Annotated in this window: 24 protein-coding genes and 1 pseudogene; 10 read left to right on the top strand and 15 right to left on the bottom strand. The window is 64.5% G+C overall.

The window, feature by feature from the left end; translation table 11 throughout:
- Window positions 1-78 precede the first annotated feature (78 nt).
- Window positions 79-513: a hypothetical protein gene (locus WCY17_RS07075; RefSeq protein WP_372701477.1), complete on the top strand. Its 435-nt coding sequence runs from the start codon at window positions 79-81 to the stop codon at window positions 511-513.
- A gap of 23 nt (window positions 514-536) precedes the next feature.
- On the opposite strand, the gene WCY17_RS07070 is transcribed toward WCY17_RS07075, so the two are convergent.
- The 3 genes from WCY17_RS07070 to WCY17_RS07060 form a co-directional block, all read right to left on the bottom strand.
- Window positions 537-1,475 carry a glycosyltransferase family 2 protein gene (locus tag WCY17_RS07070; RefSeq protein WP_372701476.1) on the bottom strand — a complete coding sequence of 313 codons (939 nt, stop codon included), beginning with the start codon at window positions 1,473-1,475 and terminating at the stop codon, window positions 537-539.
- A 173-nt stretch (window positions 1,476-1,648) separates the two neighbouring features.
- A complete protein-coding gene (locus WCY17_RS07065) occupies window positions 1,649-1,777 on the bottom strand; it encodes a hypothetical protein (protein ID WP_372701475.1) in 129 nt (42 codons plus the stop codon).
- A 140-nt stretch (window positions 1,778-1,917) separates the two neighbouring features.
- A complete protein-coding gene (locus WCY17_RS07060; RefSeq protein WP_372701474.1) occupies window positions 1,918-2,478 on the bottom strand; it encodes a YceI family protein in 561 nt (186 codons plus the stop codon).
- Window positions 2,479-2,665: 187 nt separating this feature from the next.
- On the opposite strand from WCY17_RS07060, the gene uvrA reads away from it, so the two are divergent.
- Window positions 2,666-8,323: an excinuclease ABC subunit UvrA gene (gene uvrA, locus WCY17_RS07055; protein ID WP_372701473.1), complete on the top strand. Its 5,658-nt coding sequence runs from the start codon at window positions 2,666-2,668 to the stop codon at window positions 8,321-8,323.
- A gap of 41 nt (window positions 8,324-8,364) precedes the next feature.
- On the opposite strand, the gene WCY17_RS07050 is transcribed toward uvrA, so the two are convergent.
- On the bottom strand, window positions 8,365-9,192 hold the full coding sequence (locus tag WCY17_RS07050; protein WP_372701472.1) for a ThiF family adenylyltransferase: 828 nt from the start codon (window positions 9,190-9,192) through the stop codon (window positions 8,365-8,367).
- Between the two features lie 144 nt (window positions 9,193-9,336).
- On the opposite strand from WCY17_RS07050, the gene WCY17_RS07045 reads away from it, so the two are divergent.
- The 3 genes from WCY17_RS07045 to WCY17_RS07035 are packed head-to-tail and all read left to right on the top strand — an operon-like array spanning window position 9,337 to window position 11,159.
- Window positions 9,337-9,975 (top strand): gamma-glutamylcyclotransferase, encoded by a 639-nt coding sequence (locus WCY17_RS07045; protein ID WP_372701471.1) that lies wholly within the window; start codon window positions 9,337-9,339, stop codon window positions 9,973-9,975.
- An 11-nt stretch (window positions 9,976-9,986) separates the two neighbouring features.
- On the top strand, window positions 9,987-10,631 hold the full coding sequence (gene pdxH, locus WCY17_RS07040) for a pyridoxamine 5'-phosphate oxidase (RefSeq protein WP_372701470.1): 645 nt from the start codon (window positions 9,987-9,989) through the stop codon (window positions 10,629-10,631).
- Window positions 10,632-10,637: 6 nt separating this feature from the next.
- The gene (locus WCY17_RS07035) at window positions 10,638-11,159 is read left to right on the top strand and encodes a flavin reductase family protein (protein WP_372701469.1); all 522 of its coding nucleotides are present in this window, start codon (window positions 10,638-10,640) and stop codon (window positions 11,157-11,159) included.
- Window positions 11,160-11,249: 90 nt separating this feature from the next.
- Here the strand turns inward: WCY17_RS07035 and WCY17_RS07030 are convergent, their stop codons facing one another.
- From WCY17_RS07030 to WCY17_RS06980, 11 genes are all read right to left on the bottom strand, one after another.
- Window positions 11,250-11,708: a MaoC family dehydratase gene (locus tag WCY17_RS07030; protein WP_372701526.1), complete on the bottom strand. Its 459-nt coding sequence runs from the start codon at window positions 11,706-11,708 to the stop codon at window positions 11,250-11,252.
- 131 nt (window positions 11,709-11,839) lie between these two features.
- Window positions 11,840-12,901: an L-threonylcarbamoyladenylate synthase gene (locus tag WCY17_RS07025; RefSeq protein ID WP_372701468.1), complete on the bottom strand. Its 1,062-nt coding sequence runs from the start codon at window positions 12,899-12,901 to the stop codon at window positions 11,840-11,842.
- Window positions 12,894-14,057 (bottom strand): 5-(carboxyamino)imidazole ribonucleotide synthase, encoded by a 1,164-nt coding sequence (locus WCY17_RS07020; RefSeq protein WP_372701467.1) that lies wholly within the window; start codon window positions 14,055-14,057, stop codon window positions 12,894-12,896. The genes WCY17_RS07025 and WCY17_RS07020 overlap by 8 nt, the downstream gene beginning before the upstream one ends.
- Window positions 14,054-14,590, bottom strand: coding sequence for a 5-(carboxyamino)imidazole ribonucleotide mutase (gene purE, locus WCY17_RS07015; protein WP_372701466.1), 537 nt, complete (start codon window positions 14,588-14,590; stop codon window positions 14,054-14,056). Before purE ends, WCY17_RS07020 begins: the two co-directional genes overlap by 4 nt.
- Complete coding sequence (locus WCY17_RS07010; RefSeq protein WP_372701465.1) at window positions 14,587-15,474, bottom strand: phosphoribosylaminoimidazolesuccinocarboxamide synthase; 888 nt, start codon at window positions 15,472-15,474, stop codon at window positions 14,587-14,589. The genes purE and WCY17_RS07010 overlap by 4 nt, the downstream gene beginning before the upstream one ends.
- Before the next feature lie 6 nt (window positions 15,475-15,480).
- On the bottom strand, window positions 15,481-16,545 hold the full coding sequence (gene fba, locus WCY17_RS07005) for a class II fructose-bisphosphate aldolase (protein ID WP_372701464.1): 1,065 nt from the start codon (window positions 16,543-16,545) through the stop codon (window positions 15,481-15,483).
- Window positions 16,546-16,608: 63 nt separating this feature from the next.
- Window positions 16,609-17,271, bottom strand: a complete 663-nt coding sequence (gene mog / locus WCY17_RS07000) for a molybdopterin adenylyltransferase (RefSeq protein ID WP_372701463.1) — start codon at window positions 17,269-17,271, stop codon at window positions 16,609-16,611.
- Window positions 17,264-18,169 carry an acetyl-CoA carboxylase, carboxyltransferase subunit beta gene (gene accD, locus WCY17_RS06995; protein WP_372701462.1) on the bottom strand — a complete coding sequence of 302 codons (906 nt, stop codon included), beginning with the start codon at window positions 18,167-18,169 and terminating at the stop codon, window positions 17,264-17,266. Before accD ends, mog begins: the two co-directional genes overlap by 8 nt.
- A complete protein-coding gene (trpA, locus tag WCY17_RS06990; protein ID WP_372701461.1) occupies window positions 18,166-18,996 on the bottom strand; it encodes a tryptophan synthase subunit alpha in 831 nt (276 codons plus the stop codon). The genes accD and trpA overlap by 4 nt, the downstream gene beginning before the upstream one ends.
- Window positions 18,997-19,006: 10 nt before the next feature.
- Window positions 19,007-20,203, bottom strand: coding sequence for a tryptophan synthase subunit beta (gene trpB, locus WCY17_RS06985; RefSeq protein WP_372701460.1), 1,197 nt, complete (start codon window positions 20,201-20,203; stop codon window positions 19,007-19,009).
- A gap of 234 nt (window positions 20,204-20,437) precedes the next feature.
- The gene (locus WCY17_RS06980; RefSeq protein ID WP_372701459.1) at window positions 20,438-22,636 is read right to left on the bottom strand and encodes a bifunctional (p)ppGpp synthetase/guanosine-3',5'-bis(diphosphate) 3'-pyrophosphohydrolase; all 2,199 of its coding nucleotides are present in this window, start codon (window positions 22,634-22,636) and stop codon (window positions 20,438-20,440) included.
- Between the two features lie 179 nt (window positions 22,637-22,815).
- Between WCY17_RS06980 and fdxA the strand changes: the two genes are divergently transcribed.
- The 5 genes and pseudogenes from fdxA to WCY17_RS06955 all read left to right on the top strand — a co-directional run.
- The gene (gene fdxA, locus WCY17_RS06975) at window positions 22,816-23,142 is read left to right on the top strand and encodes a ferredoxin FdxA (protein WP_372684751.1); all 327 of its coding nucleotides are present in this window, start codon (window positions 22,816-22,818) and stop codon (window positions 23,140-23,142) included.
- Window positions 23,143-23,336: 194 nt separating this feature from the next.
- The gene (locus tag WCY17_RS06970) at window positions 23,337-24,554 is read left to right on the top strand and encodes a polyhydroxyalkanoate depolymerase (protein ID WP_372701458.1); all 1,218 of its coding nucleotides are present in this window, start codon (window positions 23,337-23,339) and stop codon (window positions 24,552-24,554) included.
- Entirely contained in the window at window positions 24,547-24,996 is a 450-nt protein-coding gene (locus tag WCY17_RS06965; RefSeq protein WP_372701457.1) for an RnfABCDGE type electron transport complex subunit B, read from the top strand. Before WCY17_RS06970 ends, WCY17_RS06965 begins: the two co-directional genes overlap by 8 nt.
- A complete protein-coding gene (gene nth / locus WCY17_RS06960) occupies window positions 24,993-25,625 on the top strand; it encodes an endonuclease III (RefSeq protein WP_372701456.1) in 633 nt (210 codons plus the stop codon). Before WCY17_RS06965 ends, nth begins: the two co-directional genes overlap by 4 nt.
- A 163-nt stretch (window positions 25,626-25,788) precedes the next feature.
- A pseudogene (locus tag WCY17_RS06955) lies at window positions 25,789-25,926 on the top strand (ABC transporter ATP-binding protein); the annotation flags it as partial.

Raw genomic sequence — 25,926 nt, 5'->3', positions numbered from 1 at the left:
CTGGTGATCCCGGATCCGGCGCGCAGGCCGGGCGCGTACAATGGGCAGGCCATTGTCCATGCCAACAGGTCTCCCGCAATGCTTGGATTCACCGCTGCCGACGCCGATCTGCTGGGTCGCACCGCCGATGCGCTCACCGCCTGGATGGGCAAACCGGTCATCGCCGAAATCATTGCCGAAACCGATGCGGGCTATGAATGGGCCCTGTTTGCGATCCCGCTCAAGCCCGGTGAGGCGCTCGAGGCACGCGTACAGGTGGGCGGCGCGGGCGCGCGCTTCGTCGGTGGTTGCGGCGGGCTCGACCTGGGCGATGGGCAGATGATCGAATGCGCGCTGCTATGGGCCATACAACGCTGCGATTTCGGCGAAATCCAGTACATCAAGGTCGATGACCAGGGCGAAGAAACGGCCTGGTCAGACAATCTGGCGGGCCTGCTACCCTTTGCCGTGCACGAACCCGACCCCGCACCCGATCCGGACGACGACGCAGCAGAAACCGACCGGCACGCCTGACCCAACGGCAGCAGCCGAAGCCGTCAGACCAGCCGATCGCGCAGGAACAGGCCAAACCCCAATGGCCAGGTCAGCGTGACCAGCAGGCGTGCCACGGGCCGGGTCAGATGGCGACCCAGCGGTCTGGGCAGGCCCAGGCTGCGCCAGTGCAGGCCAAATCGCGTGTAGTGCACGGCTGCCGACAAGAATGCCCGCGGATCATGGCGCAGCCAGCCCAGGCATTGCTCCAGGGTGTCATGGGCCAGCAGCCACAGCCCGGGCGCCAGAACCCGCATGTCAGCGGATTTTTTCTGGCGTGTGAGGCTGTCGGGGCTGTCGTGATAGACCCTGAAGACCTGATTCACGAAACGGGTCAGGTATCCGGCTCGGGCAATGGCACGCCAGACCAGGCTTTCGGGCACAAAGCCCGCCACGTCTTCCGGAAAGGGAAAACGGCGCAGGATATCGGTGCGCAGGCAGCCGAACTTCTCGCCCCGGACCCGGTGGCGAAAGGTCATCTCCAGCGTAGTCACGTCCATGACGTTCTGCGGGTATGAATCCCCCACCACCTGTCCATCAGGCCGGGCGCACAACCCGGTGATGCCCACGAACTGCGCCCGCCGTTCAGGGGGGATGTCTTCCCAGGCCCGCGCCATCTGGAACAAGGCATCGGAATCGAGCTCATCATCGCTGTCCAGCAGCACCAGCCACTCACCCTGTGCCCGGCGTATGCCGGCATTCAGGGCGGTTTTCTTGTGTTGCTGCCTCTGCCACACGTAGTGGATGGGAAAACCGGCCTCAGCCTGCCAGGCTGAAACACGCAAGCGCGTGTCGTCAGTGGAGCCATCGTCGACGACCACCCATTCGAAGTCCTGGTGGGACTGCTCCTGCAATGAGCGATACACCCGTTCCAGTGTGTGTGCCCGGTTGTACGTGGGCGTAACGACGGAAAACAAATGGCGCCATGCAGTATTGCCAGCCATGATACCCCTTCAGCAGACCCAGGCGGCCTCTTGCCCCGGACACTTCAGCGGGCCGGACAAGCCTGTGGACTCGCCCCATGATAGCCAAAAAAAACCACGAATCCCGGGATCCGTGGTCTGTGGCAGGGCGCAATTGTATGCAAACCATACGACCCTGGAGGAAGGGCGAGCGTTCAGGCGCGCTTGACCTTCTCGAGCATCTTGAAGATCCCCTTGGGCGAGTTCACGAAAAGACGCTTGAAGGACTTGCTCAAGCATCGACGCTCGAGGGTATTGCGTCGATTGCGTTTGATTTCTGCCATGGATGGGCTCCTGAAAGATGGATGTGCACGAGGACGAAACGCATCATTTTAGCAAAACAGCTGAAAGGACTGCGGATACAACGCAGACCGTCCGTGCTCGCCCGGAAGAATGAGATCTGCCGCGCGTGTGACGCCATCCATCAGCCCTGGCGAACCCCCTCGATCTCGATCTGCAGGCGCACGGTGTCCGGGATCCCCGGCAGGCCGAAGTTCATGCCCCACTGGCTGCGCTGCAGATCCACCTGAAAGTCACCGCCACAGACTTCGCGCTGGATGCGTTTATTCTGGTAACAGTTGAAACGCACGGCTTGCAGGGTGACCGGATGCACCTGCCCCAGCAATTCGAGTGTCCCCTGGACAGCGGTGAGCGCATCGCCATCGAACACGAATGCCGTGGATTTGAATATCGACGTCGGATGTTGCGCCACATCGAAGAAATCTGCCCCCTGGAGGTGCTTGTCGAAACCGGGGGAACCCGAACTGATCGATGCCATGTCGATCTGGATCGCGGCAGTGCCGGTTCTGGCCTGGCGATCGAACTGCAGGGCACCGTCGATGGTGTCAAAGCGCCCGCGCACCGTGGATGTGCCGTTGTGGAGCACTTCGAAAGTGACATAGGTATGGTCGGGATCGACCGCGTAGTCAGCCGCCTGGGCGTATCCCGCCAGGCAAAGCAACGGAATCAGGCAAAGACGTTTCATGATGGCCTCCTGTGAGAATGTGCCACCTGGTCATTGTATGGACAGGATCGCGCCATTGGTCACATAGGACCCGGCAGGCTCTGATCCCGATCAAGGAATCTGCATTTACCTGCAAGTACCCTGCATGGCGCTTTGGTCAACGCGGCCTTGCCGTACGGATCTCGCCACGCCAGATTATGATGACGCCATGAACACCCTCATACGCATCACTGGTGCCCGCCAGAACAACCTGAAGAACCTCGACCTGACCATACAGACCGGGCAGCTGCTGGTCATTACCGGCGTATCCGGCTCGGGCAAGAGTTCACTGGCCTTCGATACGCTCTATGCCGAAGGGCAGCGGCGCTACGTCGAGACCTTTTCACCGTACGCACGGCAATTTCTCGACCGCATGGACAAACCACAGGTCGATCGCATCGAGGGCATCCTGCCGGCCATCGCCATCGATCAAGTCAACCCGGTGCGCAATTCGCGCAGCACCGTGGGAACCATGACCGAACTCAACGATCACCTGAAGCTGCTGTTCGCCCGTGCCGCACACTTGCACTGCGCCCAGTGCGCCCGTCAGGTGGTGAGGGACAACCCGGCCAGCATCCGGCAGCAGATCGATGAATGGTGCGCCGGGCACAATCCGCGCCTGATCATCACATTTCCGCTCCAGGTACCGGCCAATTTCACCGTCAATGAAATTCGCGGCTATCTCGAACAACAGGGCTACACCCGCACCCATCCGCCTGCCGAGACTGCCGAGGCTGCCGATGCATCGCGCGTGGCCACGACCGCCAGGACCCGCGACAGGCCTCCCGGGGGTGCCCGCCCCGAACGGGTGCTGCACGTGGTGCAGGATCGCTTCCGGCTCGCGACGGCGGAATCCGGGCGGGTCCAGGAAGCCCTGGAGATCGCATTGCAACAGGGCAAGGGCCATGTCACGGTCCACGCGAGCTTCGACGACGGCACCGAACACACCTGGAATTTCAGCAACCGGCTGCACTGTGCGCACTGCGATCTGGCGTACAAGGCCGCGACCCCCAGCACCTTTTCGTTCAATTCGCCTATCGGTGCCTGTGAGCACTGCCGGGGTTTTGGCCGGGTGATGGGCATCGACTACGGCCTGGTCATTCCCGATGAATCCCTCAGCCTGCATGCGGGGGCCATCAAGCCCTGGCAAAGCCCCAGCTACAGCGAATGCCAGGATGACCTGGAACGCTATGCCGGCAAGGCGGGGATCCGTCTCGATGTGCCCTGGCAACAATTGAGCGCGGCAGAAAAGGCGTGGGTCATCGACGGCACGCCGGACTGGAAAGGCGGCTCATCCGCCTGGAAACACCAGTGGTATGGTATCCAGCGGTTCTTCGACTGGCTCGAAACCAGAGCCTATCGCATGCATGTGCGGGTGCTGCTGTCGCGCTACCGCAGCTACAGCCCATGCCCCCATTGCGACGGTGCCCGTCTGAAGCCGGCAGCGACCCTCTGGCGGCTGGGGCAGGATACCCGGGTCATCCCACACCATCCGCGCTTCATGCCCAGCCAGGTCGGCTGGAGCCCCGAGCAGCTGGCCAGGCTCCCGGGCCTGGGTCTGCATGATCTGATGATCCTGCCGCTGGCCGCGGTACGCCAGTGGTTCATCATGCTGGAGACCGGCACGCCGGTCGACGCGGCGCTGCAGGAACTGCTCGATGAAATCCGCAGCCGGCTGCGCTTCCTGTGCGATGTCGGCCTGGGCTACCTGTCCCTGGACCGGCAAAGCCGTACCCTTTCGGGGGGTGAAGTCCAGCGCATCAACCTGACCACGGCACTGGGCACCTCGCTGGTCAATACCCTGTTCGTGCTGGATGAACCGTCCATCGGGCTGCACTCACGCGACATACACCGCATCGTGCAGGTCATGCACCGGCTGCGCAGCCATGGCAACACCCTGGTGGTCGTGGAACACGACCCCCAGGTCATGCAGGCGGCCGACCGCATCCTCGACATCGGGCCGGGGCCGGGCGAGCGCGGCGGGCACATTCTGTTCGATGGCTCGCCTGCAGAGCTGATCCAGGCCGATACACTGACCGGCCGCTACTTCAGCGGCCGCTTGCGCATCGAGGCGCCACGCCCGCAAGCCGTTCAGGCGGGTACGGCGCGGCTCGTGCTGCAAGGGGTCCGGGCGCACAATCTGAAAAACATCGATGTCTCCCTGCCCCTGGGTCACCTGGTGTGCCTGACCGGGGTGTCGGGCTCAGGCAAGTCGACACTGGTACAGGATGTCCTGCATCCCGCGCTGCGCAAATACCTGGGCCAGGCCACGGAAGCACCGGGCGCCCATGACGCCCTGCTGGGCGCCGAGCAGATCGAAGACGTGGTGCTGGTCGATCAGAGCCCGATCGGCCGCACGACGCGCTCGAACCCCGCCAGCTACGTCGGCGCCTTCGATGCCATACGCAAGCTCTTTGCGGCCGCCGAGGTCTCCCGCGAACGAGGCTACACCACCGGGACCTTCAGCTTCAATACCGGCGACGGCCGCTGCCCGACCTGCAGCGGTACCGGTTTCGAGCACATCGAAATGCAGTTCCTGTCGGATGTCTACCTGCGCTGTCCTGACTGCCAGGGGCGCCGCTACCGGCCTGAAATCCTTGAAGTCCGCATCGAACACCTGGGCCGCAGCGCCGCCATCGACGAAGTGCTCGACATGACGGTGCATCAGGCATTGGATTTCTTCAAAGGGCTGCGCGACGTGCAGTGGGGGCTGGCCCCCCTGGCCGACGTGGGCCTGGACTACCTGCGCCTCGGCCAGCCGGTGCCCACCCTCTCGGGCGGTGAAGCCCAGCGCCTGAAGCTGGCCGGCCACCTGGCCGAAGCGGCCCGTTCGAGGCCGTCGAGCACGCCGCACAAAGGCAAGCTGCTGCTCTTCGACGAACCGACCACCGGCCTGCACTTCGACGACATCGCCCAGCTGATGCGCGCGTTTCGCAAGCTGCTGGCAGCCGGTCATTCCCTGCTGGTCATAGAACACAATCTGGACGTGATCCGCGCGAGCGACTGGATCGTGGATCTGGGCCCCGAAGGCGGCGACCAGGGCGGCCGCATCGTGGCCCAGGGCAGCCCCGACCAGATCATGCACATGGACACGCACACGGCCCATGCACTCGTCGAGCATGAGCACTGGCGCAACGGGCAGGTTCTGGAACTGCAGGAACCCGGTGCGCAGGCCCAGGCCGTACTCGCCAGTCCGGACATCCACATCGTGAATGCGCGCGAACACAACCTCAAGGGCATCGACGTGCACATCCCGCGCGATGCGTTCACTGTCATCACCGGGGTATCGGGTTCGGGCAAGTCCACCCTGGCCTTCGACATCCTTTTCAACGAGGGGCAGCGGCGCTATCTCGAATCCCTGAATGCGTACGCGCGGGCCATCGTGCAGCCCGCGGGCAAGCCCGACGTGGATGCGATCTACGGGATCCCACCCACGGTGGCCATCGAGCAACGCACCAGCCGCGGGGGGCGCAAGTCCACCGTGGCCACCATGACGGAAATCCATCACTTCCTGCGCCTGCTGTACGTGCGCCTCGGCACGCAAATGTGCCCGAAGTGCCATATACCGGTGCGCCCGCAGACTGCGGAACAGATCGTGGCCCAGATCATGCACGATCTGAAGCATGAGCACATCGGCCTGCTGGCTCCGCTGGTCGTGGCCCGCAAGGGATACTACACGGATCTGGCCAAATGGGCCGCCGGACATGGCCATGGCCACTTGCGCGTCGACGGCGCATTCATCGCGACACATCCATGGCCCCGGCTGGACCGCTACAGCGAGCACACCATAGAATTGCCCATCCGCGACCTGCTCGTTGGCGCCGACCAGGAAGGCATCTTGCGCGCGGCTGTCCAGCAGGCATTGACCCACGGGCACGGCACGATACGGGTGCTCGCCGGCCTGACCCGTTCCGGCCCCGGCACGCTGGCCGCCCGGCGAGCTGCCGGGCTGGCACCCGACCCACATGAGCTGACCTTCTCGACCAAGCGCGCCTGCCCGGGCTGCGGCACCAGTTTTCCAGAGCCCGACCCACGGCTTTTTTCCTATAACTCGCGTCATGGCTGGTGCCCGGCCTGTTTCGGCACCGGGGTCGAATTGCCTGGGTTCAATGCCGACCAGACGGGCGAAGAAGCCGCCTGGCAGACAGATCAGGCGCACGAGTCGCAGCCCTGCCGGCACTGCCATGGCCAGCGCCTGAATCCGGTGGCCTTGGCCTTCCAGTGGCAAGGCCGTTCCATTGCCGAGCTGGCCGCACTTGCAGTCGATGCAGCCAGGCCATTTTTTGCGCAGCTCGAACTGAGCGGACGCGATGCCGAAATCGCCCGCGACATCCTGTCGGAGATCCGCGCCCGGCTCGACTTCATGGCCGAAGTGGGGCTCGGCTATCTGGCACTCGATCGCGCCGCCCCCACGCTCTCGGGCGGCGAGACGCAGCGGATCCGCCTCGCGGCCCAATTGGGATCCAACCTGCAGGGGGTCTGTTACGTACTCGATGAGCCCACCATCGGCCTGCATCCGCACGACAACCGCATCCTGCTCGATGCATTGAGCCGTCTGGAGGGCCACGGCAACACGCTGGTGGTCGTGGAGCACGACGAAGACACCATACGCCGCGCAGACCATGTGATCGACATGGGCCCTGGCGCAGGTACCCGTGGCGGCCGCATCATTGCCCAGGGCACGGTGCAGGAGATCACGCGCCACCCGGACTCCATCACCGGACGCTATCTGCGCACACCCCTGGCACACCCCTTGCACGGCTACCGGCCGGTCAGCCCTGTCCACGAATCACTGCGCATCATCGCAGCCAGCAGACATAATCTGAAACATGTCGAGGCGCGTATCCCTCTCGCCCGGCTTGTGGTGGTCACTGGCGTATCGGGCTCCGGCAAATCCACCCTGGCCCGCGATGTACTGCTCGAAAATCTCGGCCGCAGGCTCAGCGACCCGGCGGCGCGCTGGCAGGGCTGCCAGGCGATCCAGGGCTGGGAAGCCATCGATCGGGTGCTGGAGGTCGACCAGACGCCGATCGGCAAGACACCCCGCTCGTGCCCGGCCACGTATGCCGGCTTCTGGGACGACATCCGCAAACTGTATGCCAGCACCAACGAGGCGCGCGTCCGTGGCTGGACTGCATCCCGTTTTTCTTTCAACACTGGTGCCGGGCGCTGCCCCGACTGCCAGGGGCAGGGCATGCGCACTGTGGAAATGAATTTCCTGCCAGACGTCAAGATCCCCTGCGAAACCTGTCATGGTGCCCGTTTCAACGATGAAACGCTCGAACTCCTGTGGAACGGCAGTTCCATTGGCGACGTGCTGCGCATGGAAGTGGATGACGCCCTGGTGCACTTCCGGGCTCATCGCAGGGTCGCCCATGCCCTGCAGCTCATGCAGGACGTCGGGCTTGGCTACCTTACCCTGGGGCAGGCGTCACCCACCCTGTCGGGCGGTGAGGCGCAGCGCCTGAAACTGGTGGCGGAACTGTCCAAGGCCCGGCTGGACGACGGCGTGCTGCGCAGCGGGCGCGCATCACGCGCCCCACGCACCCTGTATGTGCTGGATGAGCCTTCCGTCGGGCTGTCCACGGCAGACGTGGAGAAACTGATCCTCGTGCTGCACCGTCTGGTCGATGCCGGCCATACCGTCATGGTGATCGAACACAATCTGGACATCATGGCTGAAGCGGATTGGCTCATCGATCTCGGCCCTGAAGGCGGTGTCGAGGGTGGCCGGGTGGTCGCCCAGGGCGACCCGCGGGCCATCTGTCGGGAAAACAGCCACACGGGCCGCATCCTGGCCGAATTTTTGGGGCCCGATGGGGCATGATCCGTCTTTGCCCTGCGGGACGGAACCTGCCGCGCATCGGCTCAGGGTGCCTCGGCCAGGGCGTGCTGCAAGGCCCAATGGGCAGCAGCCAGGCCCATGGTCGCCGTGATGGTCACGGCAGAACCGTAACCCGCACACGACAGGCCCGCTGCGTGGCCCGGCCCCCACTGGGCCGGCCGTATGGTCTCCTGGCCAAACCACAGGCAGTGCACGCCCATGCGCGGCGCGCGCCGGCGGCTGCGCGCCGCCCCGGCCGGCGCGGGCGGCCAGCCGTGGTGCTTGCGCAGCTGCTGCCGGATCCGTGCCAGCAGGGCGTCGTGTGTGGCCTGGGACAGATCGCCCGCCCGCAGGGCGAAGGGGTCCGTCTTGCCACCTGCGCCCCCACACACCAACAATGGCAGGCCCTGTACACGTGCTTCGACCACCATGGCCAGTTTCGCACTGACCTGATCCGTGCAATCGAGCCAGACCCCGGGATACTGCTGCATCAGGGTCGCCACGTTGTCCGGTGAAATGAAGTCATCGACCTGCTGGGCAATGCAGGCCGGATTGATGTCATGGATGCGGGCGGACATGGCCGCGACCTTGGCCTGGCCCAGGCTGCGGCTGACCGCCTGGACCTGGCGATTGATATTCGACTCGGCGACATGGTCCATATCGATCAATGTCAGTCGGCCCACCCCCGAACGTGCGAGCGCCTCGAGCGCCCACGACCCGACCCCCCCTGCTCCCGCCACCACGACATGCCGACCCGCCAGAGTGGCGCTCGACCCAACGCCATACAGACGGTCCAGAGCGCCAAAGCGCCGGTCGGGATCAAGATCTTCGGGCATGGCATGCGGGACAGGAGACGAAGCAGACAAGGACATGAAAGGGTCTTATTGGCGTGACAGGTGCCATCGGTGCCACTCACATCGTGGGCGCCACCGGCGCGACTGGCTCCATTTTAATGAAACGAAGACAAGTCTTTTACAATAGGGGGGTTACCCAGTTCCGACCGCACCCTGAATCGCATGCCCAGTCATCCGTACGTCGCCCCCCCGACCCCCGAAACCCTGCAGCTGCGTGATGCCGCCTGGCACGAACAGTCCATCGCCCAGGCACTGGGTCACTGGGACGGGCAATCCGATCTCTGGGTCTTCGGGTATGGCTCGCTGATCTGGCGCCCCGAATTCGACTACCTCGAAGCCCGCCCGGGAACCGTCCAGGGGTATCACCGCGCACTGTGCATGTGGTCGCGGGTAAACCGTGGTACGCCCGAACACCCGGGCCTGGTATTCAGCATGGATCACGGCGGCCAGTGCGACGGGCGCGCTTACCGGATCGCGGCCCGGCGCATACCCGACACCATGCGCGCCCTGTGGCGCCGGGAAATGCCCAGCGGCGCCTACATCCCGCGCTGGCTGCCTTGCGAGACACCCGGGGGCAGTCTCTCGGCACTGGCCTTCACCATGGACCGCAAGGATCCCAGCTATGTGCCGGGGCTGTCGATCGAGCAGATCCTGCACATCGTGCGCACCAGTCACGGTCGTTATGGCCCCTGCAGCGAATACGTGCTGCAGACCGCCCAGGCCCTGGAAGCGGCGGGCATCCTCGATCCGCAGCTGGGTACCATCGCACGGGCCTTGCGGGCCTCCCCCGAAATCCTCTGAACCCATCCCCCATGTCGCTCGCTGATATTCGCCAGACGTACCAGAAATTCGAATTGCTCGAATCCAACGCCCTCGCCGACCCTTTCGAACAATTCAAGCTGTGGCTCGAACAGGCCCTGCACAGTGAAGTCCTCGAACCCACAGCCATGGCGCTGGCTACGGTAGATCCCGATGGCCAGCCGTCTGCGCGCATCGTGCTGCTCAAGGAAGCAAACCAGAACGGCTTCGTCTTCTACACCAATTACGAGTCCCGCAAGGGCCAGGCACTCACGGCACACCCGCAGGCCAGCCTGCTGTTCTTCTGGCCGGAACTCGAGCGCCAGGTGCGCATCGAGGGGCGGGTCAGCCTATTGAAGGCAGAAGAATCCGATGCCTATTACCAGAGTCGCCCGCTGGGGTCGCGCATCGGTGCCTGGGCCTCTCCACAGAGCCGGCCAATGAGCCACGAAGCCCTGGCCAGCAAAGTCGACGCCCTGGCCCGGACGCTGGGCACGGAGCCCCAACGGCCCCCTTACTGGGGCGGCTACTGCCTGCAGGCACAGCGTTTCGAGTTCTGGCAGGGGCGGCCCTCACGCTTGCACGACCGCCTGGTCTATACCCAGGATGCCGACGCTGGTCATGCCGGCGCCTGGCGCATCACGCGCATCGCCCCCTGATACGGCATGGCCTCACACCCAGATCCAGCCGATTTCTCGGCTGCCGAATTCCGCAAGGCGCTTGGGCGTTTTCCAACCGGGGTCACCATCATCACGGCCGAAGACCCTGAAACCAGCCAACCCGTGGGCCTGACCATCAGTTCGTTCAGTTCGGTCTCACTGAACCCGCCCATGGTGCTCTGGACGCTGACCCATAACGCATTGTCATTGCCGATCTACAGGCAACTGGAGCGCTACGTGATCCATGTGCTTTCAGCTGGCCAGGCCGCACTGGCGCGCCGCTTTGCCCATGGATCACAACCCGACCGCTTTCGCGGAATACCCCTGAAACGCACCCCTTCGGGCACCCTCAGGCTGGCTGGTGAGCATTGTGCCGCCTGGTTCGAGTGCTTCAATGTCGGCCAGCATGAAGCCGGTGATCACTGGATATTCATCGGCCAGGTCGAGCATTGCGGACACCACCGCATGCCGCCGCTGATCTACCACGCAGGCGACTTCGACCTGACCCCCAGCGGCGCACCCCTGTAAGACTCGACGGGCCCGCTCGCCGGGGTATCTTACTTTCTGCAGGACTTGACGACCTGCCCGACTGGCCCCTCGGCCCCTGCAGGCAGCGCCTCAGGTTTCGAGTTCAAAGAGATTGGTGACCTCGATTTCAAGGACCTGCTCATCGTTCTGGTTGAACAGGCGCCAGGTCCAGCGCATGATGCCGAGATCATCGCGCGATGAGGACACCCGCTTCGAATCGACGGTGGCCTCGAGGCGCAGCGCGTCTCCTGCCCGCACGGGCGCCATCCAGCGGATGCGATCCAGCCCGGGAGAGCCAAAGCACTCGGACCCCTCGAGGACGGACTCGGCCGCCAGACGCATGGCCAGCCCGCAGGTGAGCCAACCGCTTGCAATCAGGCCACCCCAGCGCCCCTTTTTGGCCCGCTCGGCATCGATATGAAACCATTGCGGATCGTACGCCCGGGCAAATTCGAGCATGGTGGCCTCATCGACGGTAACCGGACCATGCTTGATGACCATGCCGGGTTCGAATTCGTTGAATTTCATATGTTCTTCCTGACTATGAATACCTTGTGAAAATAAGCGGTCAACAGATCAGTTTAACCGCATACCGGCGTATTTCAAGCGCCAGCCGAGCCTTCCAGCCTCGTCAGGCCCTGCCCCAGCGCCTGGGCCGCGCGCGGTTTCAGGGCCGTGTTTCAGGAAAACGCGGCCGCCGCCCGGGTAATGCGATCGTTCACACCTTGCCAAAGCGCCTCGTCAGGCAGTTCCTGCAGCAGGATCTGCTGCAGACCGGCCTCATCCAGTTCGCGCAGCAAGGCGTACAGGCGGTGTGCATAGACGGCCGGATCTGCAGGCAGGGCCACCCACTGCACCCCGGGCGGCAAGGGGCCCGGGGCCGGCCCCAGGCCGATGATGGCGACCCGGGGCACATGCGCCTCGGGGCCCGGATGTGCCGTTGCCGCCCGGGCCGCAGCATGACCTCGCCGTGCATCGAGCCACCCCTGCAAGGCCACTCGGGACTGGATCTGCAGGGGTGTGCGAGGTGCGTAATGCGCCTTGAGCGAACCGGATGCCCGGGGCGCGCCCGCATCGGGGCTGGCCGGCGGTTCACCCAGTATGTCTGCCAGCTGCACCGTGCCGATCTGGCCCGGCCTGAGCAATACGGGGGGCCGGCCGGACTCCAGACGCGACACGTCCAGAATGGTGGATTCGATACCGACCTCGGCCTCGCCGCCATCCAGAATCATCAAAGCCTGCTCATCCAGCGTCGGGAACTCGCGTCGTACATGCGCAGCCCGGGTGGGCGACACGTGACCGAACAGATTGGCCGATGGCGCGGCAACCCCCCCCTGACCGTGCGGCTTGAGCCCCGCGAATGCATGCAGCAGCATCTGCGCAACGGGATGCGAAGGGCAGCGCAGGCCGATACTGTCCTGCCCGCCACTGACCACATCCGGAATGTGCGCGGCACGTGGCAGGATCAATGTCAACGGCCCGGGCCAGAACGCCGAGATCAGGCGCTGTGCCACCGGCGACAGGTGACCGGCCCAGTACGCCGGATCCGTTTCGGGTGACAAATGGACGATCACGGGATGACTGGCGGGCCGACCCTTGATGGCATACAAGTGGGCCACTGCCTGCGGGTTTTCGGCATCCGCCCCAAGCCCGTACACGGTTTCTGTGGGGAAGGCGACCAGACGCCCCTGCTCCAGACGCTGGGCGGCTTCGAGTATGCGTCTGGCGTCGACCTCAGGCATGCGGCAGACCCAGTACGCCCATGACCTGTGCGACCCGTTCATGCAGGCTGGCCGCCGTAGGCGCAAGAATGTTCACATGCCCCATCTTGCGCCCCACGCGCGGCGCGTCCTTGCCATACAGATGCAGACGGGTTCCTGGAACCTGCAATACCGCTGCCCAGTCGGGTTCGACAGGCTCACCCTCGGTGCCCTGCCAGAGATCACCGAGCAGATTGACCATGGCCGCCGGGCACAGCAGGCCCGTGTCGCCCAGCGGCAGACCCGCAAGCACCCGGGCCTGATGCTCGAACTGGCTCACCAGACAGGCATCCTGCGTCAGATGCCCGCTGTTGTGGGGCCGCGGCGCCATCTCATTGGCCAGCAAGCGCCCCCCCTCGAGCACGAAGAACTCGATGCACAATACCCCGTGATAATCCAGATGCCTGGCCACCTGCATCGCCAGGCGCCCGGCTTCAGCAGCCAGGTCGGCCGGAACCGAACCATCACAGAGCGAGACCGCCAGAATGCCATCGCGGTGCCGGTTGCGGATGGCGGGATAGGCCACAGCCTGGCCATTGCGACCGCGCACCACGATCACCGAGATTTCATGGTCGAGTGGCTGCAGCGCCTCGAGAATGCAGGGTACGCGCTGCAACTGCGCGAACGCTGCACGACCGGCGGCGGCATCCTGCACGTGGACCTGCCCCTTGCCGTCGTATCCCAGGCGGCTGGTCTTGAGTATGCCCGGAAACAGCGCTGGGGAACAGGAGGACAGATCGGCATCCGAACCAATGGCGGCATGCGCCGCCACGGCGACACCCGCGGCCTGGAACCAGGTCTTTTCCTGGATGCGATCCTGTGCAATGGCCACCGCCCGGGCGGATGGCGCCGTGACCCGTGTACGGGCCAGATACTGCAGGCTGTCCGCCGGCACGTTCTCGAATTCGGTGGTCAGGGCCACACAGCGCCGGGCCAGCTGTTCGAGCGCGGCGCGATCGTCATAGGCGGCCTGCAGATGCTGATCGGCCACGCGCGCAGCCGGGCCGTCAGGTGCCGGATCGAGCACCGCGACGCGGTAGCCCAGCGCCTGGGCGGCCTGACAGAACATGCGACCCAGCTGACCGCCGCCCAGTACCCCCAACCAGCTGCCGGAGGGCAACGGCGCAAGAGCGTTCATGCCGGCTCCGGAGGCACGACCATGGCCCGTGCGAATTCAGTCTGCCGCGCACGATACGCCTGCAGCCTCTGCATCAGGCCCGGATCATGGATGGCCAGATTGGCAACGACATGCAGCGCCGCATTGGCTGCGCCGGCCTCACCGATGGCAAACGTGGCCACCGGTATCCCGCGCGGCATCTGCACGATGGACAGGAGGGAATCTTCACCATGCAGGTGCCGGGATGCCACGGGCACCCCGAATACGGGCACCGGTGTCAGGGCGGCCAGCATGCCCGGCAGATGCGCCGCGCCCCCCGCCCCGGCCACGATGGCTCGCAGGCCCCTGGCCAGGGCCTGCCGGCCATAGTCAACCATATCGAGGGGCATGCGGTGGGCCGAGACCACCCGGGTCTCGTAGGAAATGGAAAATTCATCGAGCACGGCTGCGGCATGCTGCATGGTGGCCCAATCGCTGGACGAGCCCATGACCAGCCCGACGGCCACGGCACCATCGGCAGGCATGCCAGGCTGCACCGCCGCGGGGGTGCTCATGCGTCGACCCCAGTGAGGCGTTCGAGGGCGTCTTGGTACTTGGCGGCCGTCTGTGAAATGATGTCGGCCGGCAGGCGCGGTGCCGGTGCGGTCTTGTTCCAGGCCTGGGTTTCGAGCCAGTCGCGCACGAACTGCTTGTCGAATGAGGGCGGGTTGGCCCCCGGTTGCCAGGCCTCCGCGAGCCAGAACCGGGATGAATCCGGCGTCAGGACCTCGTCCATCAGGTGCAGGGTACCGTGGGCGTCGACGCCGAACTCGAACTTCGTATCCGCAATCAGAATGCCCCGCGCCAGTGCATGGCGAGCGGCTTCGGCATACAGGGCCAGCGTGACCCGGCGCATCTCGTGGGCCAGGGCATGGCCCACCTGGGCCACCACGTAGGCAAAATCGACATTCTCATCATGCTGACCGAATTCGGCCTTCGCCGCCGGTGTGAAAATGGGCTCGGGCAGCCTGTCAGCCAGACGCAGGCCGGACGGGAGCGCGACGCCACACACCGCCCCATCGGCCCTGTAGTCCTTGTATCCCGAGCCGATCAGATAGCCACGCACCACGGCTTCGACCAGAATGGGCTGGAGACGCTTGACCACCATGGCGCGGCCAGCCACCTGATCGCGCTCATCGGGCGCCACGACCTCTTCGGGCGCGATGCCCGTGGCATGCGTAGGCACCAGATGCCCCAGACGCTGCAACCAGAACTCGGTCAGCGCCGTCAGCACATGCCCCTTGCCGGGAATCGGATCATCCAGAATGACGTCGAAGGCTGAAATACGGTCGGTGGCGACGATCAGCAGGCGATCGTCGCCCACCGCATACATGTCGCGCACCTTGCCGCGCCCCAGCAGCGGCAAGGAGCGGATTTCGGACTGCAGCAGGGTGCGCATCGCGACTTATTTCACCAGCTGGCGCAGTTCGCCCGATGCATACCGCGCAGCCATGTCGGAGAGCGGGACCGGCTTGATCCTGGACGCATGACCAGCCGTACCGAATTGTTCGTAACGTGCCAGGCAGACCTTCCTGGCGGCCTCGCGCGCCGGCTTGAGGTATTCACGCGGGTCGAATTTCGCCGGGCTCTCGAACAGGAAACGACGGATTGCACCGGTCATGGCCAGGCGGATGTCGGTATCGATATTGACCTTGCGCACCCCGTGCCGAATGGCTTCCTGGAGTTCTTCGATCGGGACGCCATAGGTTTCTTTCATGTCGCCGCCGAATTCACGGATCTCTGCCAGCAGTTCCTGGGGCACGCTGGAGCTGCCATGCATGACCAGATGGGTATTGGGCAGGCGCGCGTGGATCTCCTTGACGCGCTGGATGGACAGGATGTCGCCCGTGGGCTTGCGGGTGAACTTGTAGGCCCCGTGGCTGGTGCCGACCGCAATTGCGAGCGCATCCAGCTGGGTCTGCTGGACGAAATCGGCCGCCTGTTCGGGGTCGGTGAGCAACTGCTCGCGCGTCATGGTGCCCTCGGCGCCGTGGCCGTCTTCCTTGTCGCCCTTCATGGTTTCGAGCGATCCCAGGCAGCCGAGCTCGCCCTCGACCGTGATACCCAGCGGATGTGCCATCTGCACGACCTTGCGGGTGACCTCGAGATTGTATTCGTATGAAGAGATGGTCTTGCCATCGGCCATCAGCGAGCCGTCCATCATGACGCTGGAAAAACCCAGGTCGATGGCTCCACGGCAGACATCGGGCGACTGGCCGTGGTCCTGGTGCATGACCACCGGGATGTGTGGATAGGATTCGACTGCGGCCTGGATCAGGTATTTGAGGAAACCCTCGCCGGCGTACTTGCGTGCACCCGCGGAGGCCTGCATGATCACCGGGCTGTCGGTTTCGGCCGCAGCCTCCATGATGGCTTGAACCTGCTCCAGGTTGTTGACGTTGAATGCCGGGATCCCGTAGCCGTGTTCAGCCGCGTGATCGAGCAATTGGCGCATGGAAACCAGAGCCATGATCAGACCTCCAGATGATGGTGTAAGAAAAATGCCTGAGCTGATTTTAAGATGGAATGCGAATCACTGCTGGCGCCGCGCCGACTTCGGCCGAAAGGCCTGCACCCGTTCGGGACGCGTCTCGATATAGGGACCACCGATGAGGTCGAGGCAATAGGGCACGGCCGCAAACACCCCGGATACCCCGGCCGACTGGGCATTGGCGTGCACGCCTTCGAGCGTTTCGCGAATGGCACGGGGCTGGCCGGGCAGATTCAGGATCAGGGCCGCATGGCCATCCGGGCACTCGCGCAGCACGGCCACCTGGCGCGACAGGATGGCCGTGGGCACGAAGTGCAGGCTGACCTGGCGCATCTGTTCGGCAAAGCCGGGCAATTCCCGCGTGGCGACATCGAGCGTGGCATCGGGCGTGACGTCGCGCGGCGCCGGGCCGGTGCCACCCGTGGTGAGGACCAGGTCGCAACCCGTATCGTCGACCAGCCCGCGCAGGGTATCGGCAATCTGTGCCCGCTCGTCGGGCAGCACGCACGAGACCACCTGCATCGGACCGACGATGGTGTCCTGCAGCCAGGCCCGCAGGGCCGGCACACCCTGGTCCGCATACTGGCCAGCAAACGCGCGATCGGATATCGACACCAGCCCCACCAGCAATTCGTCGGGGTGTTTGCGCACCAGGCGCTGTGTCTGCCCGCCGGGCCGTGCCTGCCCGCTGGTGGCTTCAGGCATATGAAGCACCCTGTCGTGCCGCAAAGCCGCTGACGACATCGATCGGCTGGCGCGTGAGCAGCGCCAGCAAGTGAGCCACCCTGGCCTGCAGTTCACGCCGATCCACCACTTGATCGATGGCGCCTTTTTCGAGCAGGAATTCGGCCCGCTGGAAACCTTCGGGGAGTTTTTCGCGCACGGTCTGTTCGATGACCCGCGGCCCGGCAAAACCGATGAGCGCATTGGGCTCGGCCAGCACGACATCGCCCATGAAGGCGAACGACGCCGACACCCCCCCCATGGTGGGATCGGTCAGGATGCTGATGAACGGCAGGCCCGCCTCGGACAACTGCTGCAGCATGGCCGTGGTCTTGGCCATCTGCATCAGGGAGAACAGGGATTCCTGCATGCGCGCCCCGCCGGACGCCGATACGCAGATGAATGGCAGGCGCCGGCGGATGGCCTCTTTCACCCCTCGGGCAAAGCGTTCACCCACCACGGAACCCATGGAGCCCCCCATGAAGGCGAACTCGAAACACGCCAGGACCGCTGGTACGGAGAGCACCGTGCCACTGACCACCACCAGCGCTTCGGACTCGCCGGTCTGCTTGACCGCCTCGGACACCCGGTCGGGGTACTTGTGTGTATCCCGAAACTTGAGGGGATCGGTCGGACGGATGCGCACACCGATCTCTTCTCGGCCTTCGGGATCGAGCAGTGAGTCGATGCGCGCCCGCGCACCGATGCGCATGTGGTGGTTGCATTTGGGGCACACATTGAGCGTGGCCTGCAGATCTTCCTTGTAGAGCACCGATTCGCACGACGGGCACTTGACCCACAAGCCTTCGGGCACCCGTTTGGTACCCGAATCGGTGCTTCGATTGATGCGAGGCGGCAGGATTTTCTCGAACCAGCTCATGATTTTTCCCTGGTGATGCCGGCCATCGCCCGATGCACCCGAGCCAGCCAGCCCGCAGCGGCCTGAATGGCGGCCTGGGCACCGGCCTGTCCGGCGGCCTCGCGGATGACTTCGATGAGCCTGCTGCCGATGACCACGGCATCGGCGTGCCGAGCCACACGTGCCGCACTCTCGGCGTCACGGATCCCGAAACCGACCCCGACCGGGATATCGATATGCTGGCGGATTTCTGCCAGGTGATGCGCCACGTCGTCGGTATCGAGGTGACCTGCGCCAGTGACCCCCTTGAGCGACACATAATAGACATAACCCCGCGCCAGCCGCGCAACCTGCTGCATGCGGGCCACCGTGGAGGTGGGCGCCAGCAGATAGATGGGCGCCAGACCGGCGGCTTCCATGGCGGCCGCAAAATCCGCCGATTCTTCAGGCGTGTAATCGACAGTGAGTACGCCATCCACACCAGCCTGCGCGGCCTGTTCGATGAAGTGGCCCGGCCCCATGCTTTCGATCGGATTGGCATAGCCCATGAGCACCACCGGTGTCTGCGCATCGCGCGTGCGGAACTCGGCCACCATGCCCAGCACGGTCTGCAGGCTGGTACCCGCCGCGATCGCCCGCTCGCCCGCCTGCTGGATGACCGGGCCATCTGCCGCCGGATCGGAAAACGGCACCCCCAGTTCGATGATGTCGGCGCCAGCCGAAACCAGCGCGTGCATCAGGGCGGGCGTGGAACCCACCAGAGGATCCCCCGCCGTGATGTAGGGAATCAGGGCGGCGCGCCCCTGCAGGGCGGCGAAACGCGCAGCCAGACGGGATTGATTCTTCATGCCGCCCCCCTCAGAGCGTGATGCCGCTGTGTTCGGCCACGGTATGCATGTCCTTGTCGCCGCGGCCGGACAGGTTGACCAGAATGATGGTGTCGGCGGACAGTTCGGGCGCCATCTTGATCGCCTGCGCAATCGCGTGCGCCGACTCGAGTGCCGGAATGATGCCCTCGATGTGGCAGCAATCATGATAGGCGGCGAGCGCTTCGGCATCCGTGATGCCTACATAGCGGGCCCGACCGCTTTCCTTCAGCCAGGCATGCTCGGGCCCCACGCCCGGGTAATCGAGGCCGGCGGAAATCGAATGTGTCGGCATGATCTGGCCGTGCTCATCCTGCAGGAGATACGTGCGATTGCCATGCAGCACCCCCACCACCCCGCAGTTGAGCGACGCCGCGTGGCGCCCCGAGCCCAGGCCTTCTCCGGCGGCCTCGATACCGATCAGCTGCACGGAGGCCTCTTCGATATAGGGGTGGAAGATGCCGATGGCGTTCGACCCCCCGCCTACCGACGCCAGCACGTAATCGGGCTGGCGGCCGGCATCCCGGGGCATCTGTTCGCGGCATTCACGGCCGATGATGGTTTGAAAGTCGCGCACCATCTGCGGATAGGGATGCGGGCCGGCCACCGTGCCGATGATGTAGAAGGTGTCTTCGACGTGGGTGACCCAGTCGCGCATGGCCTCGTTGAGGGCATCCTTGAGCGTACGGGAACCGGACTCGACCGGCACCACTTCGGCCCCCAGGAGCTTCATGCGATAGACGTTGGAGGCCTGCCGCCGCACATCTTCGGCACCCATGTACACCACGCAGGGCATGCCGTAGCGTGCCGCCACCGTGGCGGTGGCCACGCCATGCTGGCCCGCCCCGGTTTCGGCAATGATGCGCTGCTTGCCCATGCGCCGCGCCAGCAGCGCCTGGCCAATGCAGTTGTTGACCTTGTGCGCACCCGTATGATTGAGATCCTCGCGCTTGAACCAGATCTGCGCGCCCCCCAGGCGCTCGGACCAGCGGCGCGCATGGTAGACCGGGCTGGGCCGGCCCACGAAATGCTCGAGTTCGTAGGCATATTCACGCTGGAACTCGGGGTCATCACGATACCGCGCATAGGCATCGCGCAGCGCTTCGAGGGCGTGCACCAGGGTTTCGGCCACGAACGACCCACCAAACCGGCCAAAGTGTCCGTGTGCATCGGGCAGTTGATAGGACATGAAGTGCAGTTTCTCCGAAAATGAGCCCCGAGCCAGGAACCCGCCGGGCAAACTGGCATTTTACCAGCCACCGGCCTGGCTGACAGAGTGGCGCACGCCGCCCCCGGCGCCGACCTTGCGCTCCGCTGCGCACGGCACCGGTACCACGCAGGCTTGCCGCCATCAGCCAACAATGGTGGCGGACCAACGACAGTGGCTGGTCAATGGCGTTGGCTGGCCAGTGGCAGCAGCGGGCTAATGACGGCTGGCCTGGACACCGGGCAGTTCATTGACCGCTGCCAGTGCCTCACGGATCTGTTCACCATCGCGGACCTCGATCGTGAAGACCATATGGGCCAGGGAGCGCCGACTGTGGGTCGTCACGCGCACCACACGCAAGCGCAGGCGTGCAAAGACTTCGGACAGATCGCGCAGCAGGTTGGGGCGATCCTGGGCGTGCACGCTCAGATCGACGGGGTACAGGCTCTGGCCGGTATCCCCCCAGGCCACCTCGATACAGCGTTCCGGATGACGCTGGGCCAGCACCGCCCAGGACGGGCAGTCGCGTCGATGGATGGACACACCTCGGCCGCGCGTCACGAAACCCTCGATGGCATCGGGCGGTGCCGGGCGGCAGCAGCGCGCCAGCTGCGTCATGAGGGCATCGACGCCCACCACCAGCACCCCGCTCTTGCCCGTGCGCGAGACGCTGCCTGCGCCACTGTCGTAGACCCGTGGTTCGTCGGGCTGCGCGGTCGATGGTTCGGGCGCCTGGAATGCAGCGTCGATCTGACGCAGGCTGAAGTCTTCTTTTGCGACGGCCACGTAAAGGTCATCGGCGCGCGCGAACCCCAGCTGCTGCGCCAGGTGTTCCTGGTTGATGGCCGTGCGCCCGAGGCGTTGCAGCTCTTTTTCCACCAGTGCCTGACCCTGCGCAATGCGCTGCTGCAACTCGACCGCGTTGAACCAGGCGCGCACCTTGGCACGCGCCCGCGAGCTGGCCAGGAAACCCAGCTGGGGATTGATCCAGTCGCGCGAGGGCCCGCCGGACTTGGCCGCGATGATCTCCACCGTCTGCCCGGTCTTGAGCGGTGTGGACAAGGAGACCATTTGACCGTCGACACGCGCACCCCGGCAACGGTGGCCCAGATCGGTGTGCAGCAGGTAGGCGAAATCCAGGGGCGTGGACCCCGCCGGCAACTCGAGCACCCGCGCCTGCGGTGTCATGACATAGATATGCGGATCACGCGCGACCGCGACCGCGGTGTCATCCGGGCGCCGATCGTCCTTCCAGGACAGCAACTGCCGCATCCAGGCGATCTTCTGGTCATACGCACCGGACGCCGCCACCTGCCCGCCCTGGGCCCCGGCCTCTTTGTAGCGCCAGTGCGCGGCCATCCCGTACTCGGCGAAATAGTGCATCTCGTGCGTACGGATCTGGATTTCGAAGGCCCGGCCCTGAGCATCGGCCACCACGGTATGCAATGAACGATAGCCGTTGGGCTTGGGCCGGGTGATGTAGTCGTCGAACTCATCGGCAATCGGCACCCACAGCGCATGCGCCAGGGCCAGTACCGCATAGCATTCGCGTTCGTCGGCGACGATGACGCGCAGGGCGCGCAGGTCATAGAGCTGGTCGAAGGACAGATGCTTGATGCGCATCTTGTTCCAGATGCTGTATATGTGCTTGGGGCGGCCGGAGATCTCCGCACGGATGCCGGCCTCGGCCAGGGCCTTGCGCAGGCGCCGGATGACGGCCTCGATGAAGGCCTCGCGCTCGACCCGCTTTTCTTCCAGTTGACGCGCGATGGCCTTGTAGGTTGCCGGCTCGAGAAACCGGAAAGAAAGATCTTCCATCTCCCATTTGAGCTGCCAGATCCCCAGGCGATTGGCCAGCGGCGTATACAGCGAGAGCGTTTCACGGGCGAATTCGGCCGGGCAGGCCGCGTGCCCGATCGCGTACCAGCGCAAGGACTGCAGGCGCGACGCCAGCCGGATCAGGACGATACGCAGGTCGGCGGCCATGGCCAGCAGCATCTTGCGCTGCATTTCCTGCTGATTGCCCTCGCCGCGCGCGCCTGCCTGGCCGGTCATCGTGCTCAGCCGCAACAAGGCCCTGACCCCCTGCACCAGCGTGATGACCTCGGCACCGAATGCCTGGCGCAGTGGATCATCACGGGCGAGTTCGCCTGCCGGTTCGGGCTCGACCGACAGCAGCGCCGCAGCGCGGGTGGCCGCATCTGTCTCGAGTTCGGCAAGAATCACGGCCATGGCCGCACTGTGGCCTGCCAGCGGTTCGCCCGTACTTGCACGGGCGCTTTCGAGCGGCTCGCGCACCCAGTCGAGGGCGCGTCGGAGCACGCCGCGGCCTTCGGCATCCAGGCCGCGCGCCGCCCGTTCGAGCCAGGCTGTATCGAAAGGATCTGCCGACAGGGAGACTGAGGAGGATTTCATGGCAGGCTGCCCCAACCAGAGGGCCAGATTTCCGGGCCGGGTTACAAAACTCTATACTACCCGCCTCCGGAATCCTTGTTTCATCCCTGACAACAGGGCGGGATATACGGGTTGACCCCTAGTATTCGGGTAAAATGTCGCAAGACTTTGCCGGTCCGAGCATTTCAGGAGTACCCACCATGACCCACGTCGTTACCGAAAACTGCATCAAGTGCAAGTACACCGACTGCGTCGACGTCTGTCCGGTAGACTGCTTCCGCGAAGGCCCGAACTTTCTGGTGATCGACCCCGAAGAATGCATCGACTGCGCCGTGTGCGTGCCAGAATGCCCGGCAAACGCAATCTTTGCCGAAGAAGACGTTCCCCAGGACCAGGTCGATTTCATCCCCCTGAACGCCGAACTCTCGCCCATCTTCGGGCCCATCAACCGCTCGGTGGGCGAACTCGACGGCGCCGACGACTGGAACGGTGTGGCCGACAAACTGAAATACCTCGAACGCCCGTGAAGCGTGGTGGCCTGTCCGGGGTGTGCGCAGAGGCGCTACAGGGCCCGTGCTGTTCCAGGCCCCCCCATTTCGGAGTTCCTGTGAATCCGGGTAAATCCCAGTATAGGGTTTTTGTGAACTGACGTTACTGTAACCAGGCACATCCAGAGTGCGCCTGTCCGTATACGCTGTCCACGACAAAAGGCCCAAAACACATGCTGTATGACCTGCACGAGATTCAAAGAGCCATTCTCGGCCCCTTTTCGGCCTTTACCGAAACCGGTTCACAACTCTTCTCAAATCCATACAGCCCATTGGCCTACACGCCCCTGTCCCGGCAGCTGGCGGCCGCCTATGAACTCGCGCACCGCGTGGGCAAAGAATACGAAAAGCCCGCATGGGGCCTGGACACCACGCGGATCAACGGCCGCGAAGTCGCCGTCACGGAAGAAATCACCATCGACAGGCCCTTCTGCCGCCTGGTGCACTTTCACCGCGACATCCGGCGCAAGGATCCGCGTGTCCTGCTGGTGGCGCCACTGTCGGGCCATCATGCCACGCTGCTGCGCGACACCGCCCGCTCGTTGATCCAGAATCACGAAATCTACGTCACCGACTGGGTCGACGCCCGCATGGTACCCATCGGCGCCGGCACCTTCGGGCTGGACGACTACGTGCGCTACATGCAGGCCTTTTTGCGGCACCTGGGGCCGGACACCCACGTGATTTCGGTCTGCCAGCCCACGGTACCGGTCATGGCAGCCCTCTCGCTGATGGCCGCCGAAAACGACCCCAACCAGCCGCGCAGCATGGTGATGATGGGCGGGCCGATCGACACCCGCAAATCGCCCACGCAGGTCAACCGCCTGGCCACCACCAAACCCTACGACTGGTTCGAAGACAATCTCATCCACAGGGTGCCCCCACGCTATCCGGGCGCAGGGCGCAAAGTGTACCCGGGGTTCCTGCAGCACGCGGGCTTCGTGGCGATGAACCCCGATCGGCACGTCAAGTCCCATTACGATTACTATCTGCACCTGTTGCGCGGCGACGACAGCGATGTCGAAGCCCATCGCCGGTTCTACGATGAATACAACGCCGTACTCGACATGCCCGCCGAGTTCTACCTCGACACCATCCGCACCGTCTTCCAGGAATTCCGCCTGCCGCGCGGCACCTGGGTGATCGATGGGCAAACGGTCGATCCCGGTGCCATCCGCAAGACCGCGCTCATGACGGTCGAGGGCGCTCTCGACGACATTTCCGGGCTGGGCCAGACCCACGCGGCCCATACCCTGTGCGCCAATCTTTCGCCGTCCATGCGCGAAGTCCTGACGGCGGCGCATTGCGGTCATTACGGGATCTTTTCGGGGCGCCGCTGGCGCGAACAGATCTACCCGCGCATTTCCAGCTTCATACGGGCCCATGCCTGACACCGACGTTCCCTCTCTGCCCTACGGGCCGGCGCATGGTGCCGGCCCGGCATTTCGCATCGCCCTCATCGACGAATCCCTGTGCATCGGCTGCACCCTGTGCATCCAGGCATGCCCGGTCGATGCCATCCTGGGGGCCAGCCAGTTCATGCACACCGTGATCGAAGCCGATTGCACGGGCTGCGAGCGGTGCCTGGCACCCTGCCCGGTCGACTGCATCACCATGGTGCCCACAACGCGTCAATGGACCGACGAAGCCGAGCGCATCGCGGGCCAACGCCATGCCGCCCGCCAGCAACGGCTGGCCACACGGCACCATGAGCATGACGGCCCGGCAGCCCGCACGCTCGCAAACAAGCCACCACCCGTGCAACTCGACGAAAACGACAAACAAGACCGGATCGCCCGCGCACTGGCACGCGCCCGCATGCTGCGCACATGACCCCCGCCGTCGTTTCCGAATGCTTCCGGCGCCTGAAGGCCGCCAATCCCAAGCCCGTGACCGAACTGGAATACGAGACCCACTTCCAGTTGCTGGTCGCTGTCATCCTGTCGGCCCAATCGACGGATCGTGCAGTGAATCTGGCCACACGCCAGTTCTTTCCAGAACACGGAACCCCGGAAGGCCTGCTGGCGCTTGGCGAAGAGGGCCTGATGGATGCCATCCGGACCATCGGCCTGTACCGCACCAAGGCCCGCAACATCCTGCAGACCAGCACGCTGATCATCGAGCGGCATGGGGGGTCGGTCCCCGAGGATCGCGCGGCACTCGAAGCGTTGCCGGGGGTCGGCCGAAAGACCGCCAACGTGGTATTGAACACTGCATTCGGACACGCCGTCATGGCCGTGGACACGCATGTCTTCAGGGTGGCCAACCGCACCGGGATCGCCCCGGGCAAGACCGTACTCGAGGTCGAGCGCCACCTGATGCAGCGGGTTCCGGCCGAGTATCTGCTCGATGCGCACCACTGGCTGATCCTCCATGGTCGCCACATATGCCTGGCCAGAAAGCCCAGATGTCCCCAATGCCCGATTCGGGATCTGTGCGAATATCCAAATAAAATCAAATGATTACCTGAAATGAATACGGCATTCAAGGCACCTGCTGCAGCGCACCAATCAAGAATTGTCCAGCTCGCAACCCTGTAAAACCCTTATGGAGAAGGCCCGGCGCACGTTTCATAATTCGCTGGTTATCCGAGATCAACCTGCAGTTCAAAGGGAACCCTGCATCATGGGAACCAAGCCCGACATCATTCTCGAGACTCGTCACCTGACGAAGTCCTTTCTGGGCTTCGTGGCGGTCGATGACGTCAACCTGAAGGTCCAGCGGGGCCATATCCACGCGCTCATCGGCCCCAACGGGGCGGGC

The organism is Castellaniella sp. (assembly GCF_041677825.1).
GTDB lineage: Bacteria > Pseudomonadota > Gammaproteobacteria > Burkholderiales > Burkholderiaceae_B > Castellaniella.
The sequence above is the reverse complement of the archived record's forward strand: the minus strand, read 5'-3'. Positions and strand labels throughout refer to the sequence as shown.

What these genes read in the sequence shown, in the direction of transcription:
- WCY17_RS07075 (WP_372701477.1), top strand. Translation starts at nt 79, where the DNA reads ATGCTTGGATTCACCGCTGCCGACGCCGATCTGCTGGGTCGCACCGCC.
- WCY17_RS07070 (WP_372701476.1), bottom strand. Translation starts at nt 1,475, where the DNA reads ATGGCTGGCAATACTGCATGGCGCCATTTGTTTTCCGTCGTTACGCCC.
- WCY17_RS07065 (WP_372701475.1), bottom strand. Translation starts at nt 1,777, where the DNA reads ATGGCAGAAATCAAACGCAATCGACGCAATACCCTCGAGCGTCGATGC.
- WCY17_RS07060 (WP_372701474.1), bottom strand. Translation starts at nt 2,478, where the DNA reads ATGAAACGTCTTTGCCTGATTCCGTTGCTTTGCCTGGCGGGATACGCC.
- uvrA (WP_372701473.1), top strand. Translation starts at nt 2,666, where the DNA reads ATGAACACCCTCATACGCATCACTGGTGCCCGCCAGAACAACCTGAAG.
- WCY17_RS07050 (WP_372701472.1), bottom strand. Translation starts at nt 9,192, where the DNA reads ATGTCCTTGTCTGCTTCGTCTCCTGTCCCGCATGCCATGCCCGAAGAT.
- WCY17_RS07045 (WP_372701471.1), top strand. Translation starts at nt 9,337, where the DNA reads ATGCCCAGTCATCCGTACGTCGCCCCCCCGACCCCCGAAACCCTGCAG.
- pdxH (WP_372701470.1), top strand. Translation starts at nt 9,987, where the DNA reads ATGTCGCTCGCTGATATTCGCCAGACGTACCAGAAATTCGAATTGCTC.
- WCY17_RS07035 (WP_372701469.1), top strand. Translation starts at nt 10,638, where the DNA reads ATGGCCTCACACCCAGATCCAGCCGATTTCTCGGCTGCCGAATTCCGC.
- WCY17_RS07025 (WP_372701468.1), bottom strand. Translation starts at nt 12,901, where the DNA reads ATGCCTGAGGTCGACGCCAGACGCATACTCGAAGCCGCCCAGCGTCTG.
- WCY17_RS07020 (WP_372701467.1), bottom strand. Translation starts at nt 14,057, where the DNA reads ATGAACGCTCTTGCGCCGTTGCCCTCCGGCAGCTGGTTGGGGGTACTG.
- purE (WP_372701466.1), bottom strand. Translation starts at nt 14,590, where the DNA reads ATGAGCACCCCCGCGGCGGTGCAGCCTGGCATGCCTGCCGATGGTGCC.
- WCY17_RS07010 (WP_372701465.1), bottom strand. Translation starts at nt 15,474, where the DNA reads ATGCGCACCCTGCTGCAGTCCGAAATCCGCTCCTTGCCGCTGCTGGGG.
- fba (WP_372701464.1), bottom strand. Translation starts at nt 16,545, where the DNA reads ATGGCTCTGGTTTCCATGCGCCAATTGCTCGATCACGCGGCTGAACAC.
- mog (WP_372701463.1), bottom strand. Translation starts at nt 17,271, where the DNA reads ATGCCTGAAGCCACCAGCGGGCAGGCACGGCCCGGCGGGCAGACACAG.
- accD (WP_372701462.1), bottom strand. Translation starts at nt 18,169, where the DNA reads ATGAGCTGGTTCGAGAAAATCCTGCCGCCTCGCATCAATCGAAGCACC.
- trpA (WP_372701461.1), bottom strand. Translation starts at nt 18,996, where the DNA reads ATGAAGAATCAATCCCGTCTGGCTGCGCGTTTCGCCGCCCTGCAGGGG.
- trpB (WP_372701460.1), bottom strand. Translation starts at nt 20,203, where the DNA reads ATGTCCTATCAACTGCCCGATGCACACGGACACTTTGGCCGGTTTGGT.
- WCY17_RS06980 (WP_372701459.1), bottom strand. Translation starts at nt 22,636, where the DNA reads ATGAAATCCTCCTCAGTCTCCCTGTCGGCAGATCCTTTCGATACAGCC.
- fdxA (WP_372684751.1), top strand. Translation starts at nt 22,816, where the DNA reads ATGACCCACGTCGTTACCGAAAACTGCATCAAGTGCAAGTACACCGAC.
- WCY17_RS06970 (WP_372701458.1), top strand. Translation starts at nt 23,337, where the DNA reads ATGCTGTATGACCTGCACGAGATTCAAAGAGCCATTCTCGGCCCCTTT.
- WCY17_RS06965 (WP_372701457.1), top strand. Translation starts at nt 24,547, where the DNA reads ATGCCTGACACCGACGTTCCCTCTCTGCCCTACGGGCCGGCGCATGGT.
- nth (WP_372701456.1), top strand. Translation starts at nt 24,993, where the DNA reads ATGACCCCCGCCGTCGTTTCCGAATGCTTCCGGCGCCTGAAGGCCGCC.